Source organism: Kitasatospora sp. GAS204B (assembly GCF_029892155.1).
GTDB lineage: Bacteria > Actinomycetota > Actinomycetes > Streptomycetales > Streptomycetaceae > Kitasatospora.
Window position 1 is genome coordinate 21,970 of sequence record NZ_JARZAG010000049.1, and the last position, 9,924, is coordinate 31,893.

Sequence of the window (9,924 nt, forward strand, 5' to 3'; positions counted from 1 at the left end):
CGTGATACGGAAGTTCGGCATCGTCGGCACCCACATGCGGGGCGTGGAGTACATCGAGAACCAGAAGCACCCGTCTGACCGTCACCTCTCAGGTGCAGAAACCTCCGGCGCGCCGCGCTTCCGGTTCGAGGATCACGTTCCCGCCGGGCCCGAAGGCGGGGGTTGTCTGCGAAGATCACGGGCTGGCGGTGTCAGGTCGAGGTCGGTCTCGAGAGGTGTGGGCGGGTACTGGACGGGTGCGGCCACCGGTACGGGTTGTGCGTCGGCCTTCGGGAAGTAGCCGGCACGCAGGAAGAAATCCACGTATCTACTGAACAGTTCGCGACCGATCACCGGGCATTCGATCCCGGTGCCGGCCAGTGCGTGGTGCGTCTCCGCCACGTCCAACAATGGGTAGGGCGCCTGGCCGTCTCCGGCCATAAGGTCTTCGAAAGTGTCGAGCAACGGGATCATCGCGTTGGCGTGGTCGGACCGTACCAGGTCTCGCCACGAGTCCCAGTCCAGCTCGCGCAGCGGGTACCCGAAGGCGCGCAGGTGGTGGACGAATTCGGCGAAGGCCTGGTTCTGCGGGTTGTAGAGGTGGAACGTCCGGCCTGCGGCCTCCTCCTTGGAGGCGAGCGCTACGATCGCAGCGCTGACGTAGTCCGCCGGCACCATGTGGAAGGTTCCGGCGAGCCTGTTGGGCACCGCGTCCGCTTGGAGTAGGCCTTTGAGACTCCGCCAGACGAAGCCTTGCGTGTGGCAGGCTCCGCTGCGCTGGTCGCCGCTGACGATGTCCGCCCGGTACACCGATACTGGCAGTCCCCGGTCGCGGGCGAGTTCGATGACCTGCTCGGCCACGCATTTGCTCTGTACGTAGCCGTTCCACAGGGAGTCGGCGGGCCCTATCGGTTCGGATTCCTTGACGGGCGCACCATCGGTGAGCGGGTTAGGGAAGACTCCGGTCGTCGACACGAAGTGCACTGGAACGGTTCGGTGTCGGGCGGCCAGCTGCAGTACCCGTTGTGTGCCGGTCACGTTGGCCTGCCTGAGTTCCGTGTAGGGCATCAACCAGTTCACCACCGCGCCGGCGTGGTAGATGACGTCGATGCGGTGTGCCAGGTCGTCGAATCCGGCTTCGGTCAGGCCCAGTCGCGGCTTGGTGATGTCACCGACGATGACTGAGAGCCGATCCGGGTCGATCTCGTCCAGGAGTTCGTACCACTCCAGGTTGTCGCGGAGGCGGCGGACTGCGTGGGCCGCGTCGCTCCCGCGCACCAGGCAGTGCACCCGGGCTGTGGTCGACTTCATCAGGTCGCGCAGGAGGAAGGCCCCGAGGAATCCGGTGCCACCGGTCAGGAGGATCTCGCGAGGGTCGGTGGCCACCCGAGTGACTTCCTTGGCCGGGCGTATGTCATCGGCGAGCTGGACTTCTGCGGCGAAGTCCACCGCTGTGCGGGGCGGTGTCGTTTCCTGGGGCCCCGTCGCGACCAGCTTGGCGCATAGGTGTTGCGTCAAGGCGGCTGGGGTCGGATGGTCGAAGACCACCGAGGCCGGTAGCCGCACACCTGTAACGGCGTTGAGCCGATTGCGTAGTTCGACCGAGGTGAGCGAGTCGAAGCCCAGTGCGGAGAAAAGCTGGTCCGTGTCGATGACGTTGGCGGCCTTGTGGCCGAGCACCTGTGCGATCTCCTCGCGGACGACTTCGAATATGGCATCCCGTTGCTGTGGTTCGGGCAGCCCCTCCAGGCGTTGTGCCAGTGACATCGTCTCGTCGACGGTTGATCGGGCGTGGGGCCGCGATGTGGTGCGTGCCAGGGCGCTGAGCATGAGCGGGACTTGGCCGTGCTGGGCACGCACGGCGGACACGTCCAAGGGTGCGGCCGTGAGCGCGGCCTGGTTGAGGGTGAGCGCGGCGTCGAGTAGCCACGGGCCGTCGTTCTCGGTGACCGGCAGCAGTCCGGTGCGGGCGATTCGCTTCAGATCGGCGTCGGTGAGTTTTCCTCCCAGGCCGCCTGCCGTGGCCCACAGGCCCCATGCCAGTGAGGTCGCGGGCAGTCCTTGTGCGGCGCGGTGCTGAGCGAGTGCGTCGAGGAAGGTGTTGGCCGCGGCGTAGTTGGCCTGGCCAGGGCCGCCGAGTATGCCGGCGATGGAAGAGAACAGGACGAATGCCGACAGGTCGTGGTCGTGTGTGAGCTCGTGCATGTTCCACGCCGCGTGCACTTTGGGGCGCAGGACGGCTGCCAGTCGCTCGGGGCTCAGGGTTGTGATCACACCGTCGTCGAGGACGCCGGCGGTGTGCACGATCCCGGTGAGTGGGTGGTCGTCGGGGATGGTGGCGAGCATTGCTCTGAGTGCGTCGCGGTCGGCGACGTCGCAGGCGGTGACGGTGACCGTGGCGCCGAGTTCGCTGAGTTCGGCGGCTAGTGCGGCCGCGCCGGGGGCGGCTGGGCCCCTGCGGCTGGCGAGCAGCAGGTGGGAAACGTGGTGTGTGCGGATGAGGTGGCGGGCGAACAGGGCGGCGAGCGCGCCGGTGCCGCCGGTGATCAGGACGGTGCCGCCGGGGTGCCACGGGGTGGTGGTGGGGTCGTTGGCGGGCGGCGTAAGCCGGGCCAGGCGGGGTACGAAGGCGGCGCCGTTGCGGATGGCGACTTGTGGTTCGCCGGACTCGACGATTGAGGCGAGCGCCGCCGATGACGCCGGGTCCTCGTCGAGGTCGACCAGGATGATGCGGCCGGGCGTCTCCGACTGCGCCGAGCGCAGCAGCCCCCAGATCGGTGCGGCAACCAGGTCGGATACGCCGGCGTGCTGGTCAGCCCCCTTGCCGGTGGAGACTGCGCCCCGGGTCACGACGATCAGGGGGGTGTCGGTGGCCCGGTCGTCCGACAGCCATGACTGTGCGAGCGTGAGCGCCTGCTGGGTCGCGTCCTGCGCGCGGTGTGCCACGTCGCCGCCGGGTGTGAAGGTGAACGGGGCGATGAGGGCGTCGAACGGGAGGGGCGGGGTCAGGGCGGCGTCGGTGTCGCTGAAACGCTGACTGTCGGTGAGGCCGATGGCGTCGCGGTCGTCGCAGCCGGTGTCCAGCAGCGCCCATGTGGTGGTGCCGCTCGAGTCAGCCGGGGTGATCGGGTTCCATGTGATCTGGAACAAGGCGTCGTGGGGGCGTGCTTGTGCTTTGGTGATGTCGTCCTGAGTGAGCGGGCTGGTGAGCGCGGCGTCGATGGAGGCGACCGGCTGGCCGCAGGGGTCTGCGATGCGCACCGACAGTGCGCCGTCGGTTCGAGGGGTGATCCGGACGCGGACGGTGGAGGCGCCCAGCGCGTGTAGGCGCACTCCACGCCACTGGGTGAAGACTTCGGTCTTGCCGGTGGCGGGGGCGGTTGCGTGCAGGGCGGTATCAAGCAGCGCGGGGTGCAGTCCGAAGCCGTCGGCTGCGGTGTCTTCGGGCAGGTGGACCTCGGCGAACAGTTCGCCGTCACGGCGCCAGAGCGCGGACAGGCCTTGGAATGCCGGGGCGTTGGAGGAGCCGGCGGCCGTTTCGCCGTCGTGTACTGGATCGAGTGCCTCGGCGCCCGGCGGCGGCCATGCGCCGAGCTCGAAGGGTGCCGCGCGCCCACCGGGACTGATGGAACCAGATGCGCATGTGATCCAGGCCGGGTGGTCGTCCTCGTTTCCCGTGTGCACGGTGAACGCGCGCGTACCGGTCTGGTCCGGGGGGCCGACGGTGATTTGGATCTGCAGGTGGGTGCGTTGGGGCAGCACGGTGGGACGTCGCACGACCAGCTCGTCCACGACGGTGCATCCGAGTTCGTCGCCCGCCTTGATCACCATGTCCAGCAGTGCGGACGCCGGAAGCACCGGGGCACCGAAGAGGGGATGCTCGCAGAGCCACGGGGCTAAGTGCGCTGACAGGCGGCCGGTGAACACCGTCTCGTCGCGACCGGCCACCTCGAGCGCTGAGTCCAGCAAGGGGTGGATGCCGGGTCGCCCGCTGTGCCCCGTTCCTTCGGCTCCGGTGGCGTCCAGCCAGTACCGTTTCCGCTCGAATGCGTAGCTCGGCAGGTCCACCTGTCGGGCTTTCGTCGGAGCGAAGAACGCCCTCCAGTCAACGGGGACCGCGCTGCTCCAGAGCCGGCCCAGGGCTGAGACCACGCCATGGGGCTCGGGCTGCCTTGAGTGGACGGCGGCGAGCGACACGACGGGGCCGTGGTCGGCGGCGCAGTCGTCGACCATGGCCGAGAGCACCTGGGCTGGGCCCAGTTCCAACGTGGTGGTCACATTCTGCGCGGCGAGGGTGCGGACCGCGTCGAGGAAGCGGACCGGCTGTCGCACCTGGTTGATCCAGTACTCCGCGGAGCGCAGCTCCTCGTCGGAGGCGAGTTGGCCGGTGACCGTGGAGACGATAGGGATGCTCGGCGCGTTCAGCGTCACGCTGCGCACGATCTGACCGAATTCCTCGAGCATCGGGTCCATCAGTGGCGAGTGGAAGGCGTGGCTGACCGGCAGTTGCTTGGTTGCCCGGCCCCAGGAGCGTACGGTGGCCGCGATCTGGTCGACCGCGTCGGCCTCTCCCGACACCACGGTGGAGGACGGGCCGTTGACCGCGGCAAGGCTTACAGAACCCTTGTGGCGGGCGATCAGGGGTTGGACCTCCTTGGCTTCGGCTTGAAGCGCCACCATCGCCCCGCCGGCGGGTAGTTCCTGCATCAATCTGCCTCGGGCGGTGACTACGGCTACCGCGTCCGCGAGGGTCAGAACGCCTGCGATGTGGGCGGCGGACAGCTCTCCGATCGAGTGGCCGGCCAGGAAGTCGGGCCGTACGCCCCATGACTGGAGCAAGTGGGCCAGCGCCACCTCGAACGCGAACAGCGCGGGCTGGGCGTACACCGTCTCGTTCAGCTGGTCGCCCGCCGTGATCACATCGCGCAGGGGGCGCTCCAGGTACGGGTCGGCGTGGGCGCACACCGCGTCGAACGCCTCCTGGAATGCGGGAAACGCCTGGTGTAGTTCCAGGCCCATCGCCCGTCTCTGGGCGCCCTGACCGGTGAACAGGAATCCCAGCTTGCCCGCGCCCGGCCCACTCGGCGCCACCGTGCTGGCGGGCTCATCCATGGTGAGGGAGCGCATAGCGTCCAGCAGGGCGTCGCGGTCCGAGCCCACCGCCGCGGTCCGGTGTGCCAGCCCCGCCCGGCTGGTCGCCAGCGAGTAGGCGATGTCTTGGGCCGACAGCTGGGGGTGCTCCTCGACGAAGGAGACCAAGCGGTCGGCCTGGGCACGCAGGCCGCTGGCGGTCCTGGCCGACAGCACCCACGGCATGACCGGCAGCGGTGTGGGGGCGGACTCCTCGGCGGCCTGCGCCGAGGGCGCCTGCTCCAAGATCACGTGCGCGTTGGTGCCGCTCACCCCGAAAGCGGACACCGCGGCCCGGCGCGGCCTGTCCCTCTGGGGCCAGGGCCGCTGCTCGGTGAGCAGCTCCACCGCGCCCGCTGACCAGTCGACCAGGGGCGTCGGCTGGTCGACGTGCAGGGTCTTGGGGAGCACGCCGTGCCGGATGGCCTGGACCATCTTGATGACGCCGCCCGCGCCGGCGGCGGCGACCGTGTGTCCGATGTTGGACTTCAACGAACCCAGCAACAGCGGGCGCTGCGCTGGGTGGGCCGCTCCGTAGGTGGCCAGCAGCGACTGCGCCTCGATGGGGTCGCCGAGCCGGGTGCCGGTGCCGTGGGCCTCGACCGCGTCCACCTCGGACGCCTCCAGCCTGGCATCGGCGAGCGCCTGACGGATCACGCGCTCCTGGGACGGGCCGTTGGGCGCGGTGAGTCCGTTGGAGGCCCCGTCCTGGTTGACGGCTGACGCCCGAAGCACGGCCAGCACCTGGTGCCCGTTGTGCACAGCTTCGGAGAGCCGCTCGATCAGGAGCAGGCCCACGCCCTCCGACCAGCTGGTGCCGTCGGCCGCGGCGGCGAAGGACTTGCATCGGCCGTCCGCGGCCAGTCCGCGCTGGCGGGAGAAGTCGACGAAGCCACCGGGGGTCCCGTAGATCGTCACGCCGCCGGCCAGGGCGAGCGCCGACTCACCGCTGCGCACGGACTGTGCCGCGAGGTGCAGGGCCACCAGGGACGATGAGCATGCGGTGTCCATGGTGATCGCGGGGCCCTGGAATCCGAACGTGTAGGAGAGGCGGCCGGACACCACGCTGCTGAGCTTGCCGGTCATCAGGTAGCCCTCGAGTTCGGCGGGCCCCTGTAACCCGAGATAGGTCTGCTCCACCGCCCCGACGAAGACTCCGATGTTGGCGCCGGTCAGCGATGTCGGGTCGATTCCGGCGTGCTCGAAGGTCTCCCAGGCGGTCTCGAGCAGGACCCGCTGCTGGGGGTCCATCGAGAGCGCCTCACGCGGGGAGATGCCGAAGAACGGGGCGTCGAATTGCGTCGCCCCATCCAGGAAACCGCCTTCACGGGTGTACGACGTGCCGGGTGTGTCGGGGTCGGCGTCGTACAGTCCCTCCAGGTCCCACCCGCGGTCGGCGGGGAACAGCGAGATGGCGTCGCGGCCCTCGACGACCAACTGCCACAGGTCGTCGGCCGATCGCACCCCGCCGGGAAACCGGCATGCCATCCCCACGATGGCGATCGGCTCCGCTCGTCCGGACTCCAGCTCCGCGATGCGGTGACGAGCCCGTTGCAGGTCGGCCGTGACCCACTTCAAGTAGTCGGCCAGCTTCTTCTCATCTGCCATGTCAGAGCTCGCATCTGATCGGGCCGGCAGCGCAGCGCATCAGTTCTCCGCGCGGCCGAGTTCGTTGTCGATGAAGTCCAGGAGTTCCTCGGTCGAGGCCGAGTCGAGTGGGCTCGCCGAGTCGGAGCTGTCAGGCGTTCCCGGCGCCTCCATCCAGCGTGACAAGATGGTCTGGAGGCGCAGGGTGATCGTTGCGCGTTCGCCGTCGTTGTCGGATACCGCTGTCAGGGCGGTCTCCAGCTTGTCCAGTTCGGCTAGGACCGGGGACTGCGGTTGTGCCCGGCCCTCGGTGGACATGACCGCGTTGAGCAGGAACTCAGCGAGAGCCATCGCAGTCGGGTGGTTGAACACGACGGTCGCCGGTAGCGAAACCCCACTGACCGCGCTCAGCCGGTTGCGAAGCTCGACGGCGGTGAGCGAGTCGAACCCGAGCTCCTGGAAAGTGCGTTGGGCGTCGACCGCGTTCGGATCACGTAGGCCGAGCACGACGGCCGCTTGGCCGCGCACCAGCTCGAGAACAACCTCCAGCTGCTGGACGTCGGGCATCCCGGACAGCTGCCGGAGCAGCGATATACCGTTGTCAGCCGCGGTCTTGGCCAAGCGGGGGCCATCTCTTGGGACCAGGGTCCGCAAGAGGGGCGCAATCCGTGGGCCGGCCCGTACGGCCGCGAGGTCCAACGGTGTAGCGATCAGGGCGGGCCCGGCGACCTCGAGCGCGGCGTCGAACAGCGCCAGGCCTTCCCCCGTGTCCACTGGGACGAACCCCTCGCGGGCGAAGCGGGAGCGGTCTGCTTCGGTCAGCTCCGCGTTGATCCCGCCTTCGATGTCCCACAGCCCCCACGCCAGCGATGTCGCGGGCAGGCCCTGTGCCCGGCGGTGGAGTGCCAACCCGTCGAGAAAGGCCCCGGCGGCGGCGTAGTTCCCCTGCCCGCGACCGCCGAACACGCCGACGACCGAGGAGAACAGCACGAAGGCCGACAGGTCGTCTGAGCGGGTCAGGTCGTGCAAGTGCCAAGCAGCGTCGGCCTTGGGACGCAGCACCGCATCCAGCTGGTCGGGGGTCATCGCCGGGAGCAGGTCGTTGTCCAGGATGCCCGCGGCGTGCACGATCCCGGTCAGCGGGTGCTCGGCGGGCACATCGGCGAGCAGCGCCTGGAGGGCGGTGCGGTCGGCGACGTCGCAGGCGGCGATGCGCACCGTTGCGCCGAGCTCGGCGAGTTCGGCGCACAGCCGACCGGCTCCGTGCGCCTGGTCGCCATGGCGGCTGGCCAGCAGCAAGTGACGGGCGCCGTGCGCGAGGACAAGGTGACGGGCCAGGATCGCGCCTAGGGCGCCGGTACCGCCGGTGATCAGCACCGTTCCTTCTGGCTGCCACGTTCGGGTCGACCCGCCGTCCGCTGGGGCGGTGACCCGGTTGAGTCGGGGTACCAGGGGCTTGCCGTCGCGGATGGCGGCCTGCGGCTCATCCGAGGCGACCACGCGCGACAGCAACGCCGGTGCCACCTGATCGGTGTCGGCGTCCACGAGTACGATCCGGCCCGGGCTCTCCGACTGCGCCGACCGGAGCAGGCCCCAGAGTGCCGCCGCGTCGAGACGGGGCATGTCCTCCTCCCCCGTGGCCACCGCGCCTCTGGTGACGATCACCAACCGGGTGCCGGCCAGTCGGTCGTCGGCCAGCCATTCCCGCAAGAGGGCCAGGCCCGTCCTGGTCGCCTGGTGCACGCCGTCGACGATGCCGGTGTCGGCGCTGGCGGGTTCCTGGTCAACGAGGATGACCTGAGCGGATACACCGGACTCGACAGCCCGACCGACGGCCGAGAGGTCGTCGTACCGCGGGATGCCGAGTTCCTCGTCCAGGAGGCGCCCGACAGCGACCCATGCCGTAGGCCTGGGGGACTGTCCGACGCCGGCGAGGGGGATCCAGGTGACGTGGTGGAGCGCACGCAGGGGCCCGGGCCCACCGATGAGGTCGGCCGGTTTCGCCTCGCGCAGGACCACCGACTCGACGCTCGCCACGAGCGACCCGTCCAGATCGGTCAGGAGCAAGGACACGGTGTTCGCATCGACGGGGGTGGGTCGGACACGCACTGCGGTGGCACCAGGAGCGTGCAGCCGCACGCCACGCCACTGGACCGCCAGCGGCGGGCCGGCCATGGTCAACGCTTCGGCCGCCACCGTCACAGCGTCCTGCAGGAGCATCGGGTGCAGGCCGAACCGCGCGGTGTCCGCGGCGAGCTCCTCCGGAAGCCGGACCTCGACAGCAGCGGCGAGATCCTCCGGCGCGGGAACGGGGACACCGCTCACGTCACTCCCGTCACCGAGCGCTCCGGTGGCCACCTTCGCCCACTCGTGCATGCCCGTCTCCGGTCGGGCATGCACGGTGACCGGACGCCTCCCAGCACCGTCCGCTTCACCGACCCGTATCTGGATCGGCACCTCGCCTGTGCCCGGCACCGCGAGCTGGATGTACACGGTCAGTTCTTCCAGAACCGGGCTGCCCACGTCGCTGCCCGCCCTGATCACAGCCTCGACCAGCGCGGATGCCGGCAATACGACGCTGTCATACAGCGTGCATCCGGCCAGCCAGGGGTGGGTCTGAAGGGAGAGGTGACCGGTGAACAGCACTTCATCGCCGCCGGCCACCTCCACCGCAGGCCCCAGGAGAGGGTGGTCCGAAGGGCCGGAATGGGCCGCGTGCGATGCGGTCGCCGACGATTCCAGCCAGTAGCGTTCGTGTTGGAATGGGTAGGTGGGTAGGTCGACCCGGTGGGCGCCGGTCCCGGCGAAGACGGTGTTCCAGTTGGTGTCGGTGTCGCGCAGGCGTGCGAGTGTCAGGGCGGTCGCGGTGGTGTGTGTTTCGCTCTGGCCGGGTCGCAGGAGTGGGGTCACGGTGGCGGCCGGCGCTGTGAGGTTGTGGTGGACGAGTGTGGACAGGGTACTGTCGGGGCCCAGTTCCAGGTAATCGCTCACACCCAGGGCCTGGAGTCGTTGGACGCCATCGGCGAAACGCACGGGCTGTCGGGCCTGGGTGGCCCAGTAGTGCGGCGTGCACAGGGCCGCGGCCTCGATCAGGTCACCGGTCACCGTGGACACGATGGGCAGCGTCGGCGGGTTGAAGGTCAGTTCCCCGATGATCCGGGTGAAGGCGTCGAGCATGCCGTCCATGTGATGGGAGTGGAAGGCGTGCGAGACGGGCAACCGGTTGGT

2 protein-coding genes are annotated in these 9,924 nt (G+C 69.4%); both read right to left on the reverse strand.

The features are described from left to right. Nucleotides 1-132 precede the first annotated feature (132 nt). Nucleotides 133-6,717, reverse strand: coding sequence for a type I polyketide synthase (locus tag P3T41_RS35765; protein WP_280694829.1), 6,585 nt, complete (start codon nt 6,715-6,717; stop codon nt 133-135). Between the two features lie 39 nt (nt 6,718-6,756). Next, on the reverse strand, nt 6,757-9,915 hold the full coding sequence (locus tag P3T41_RS35770) for an SDR family NAD(P)-dependent oxidoreductase (RefSeq protein ID WP_348533726.1): 3,159 nt from the start codon (nt 9,913-9,915) through the stop codon (nt 6,757-6,759). Nucleotides 9,916-9,924: the final 9 nt, after the last annotated feature.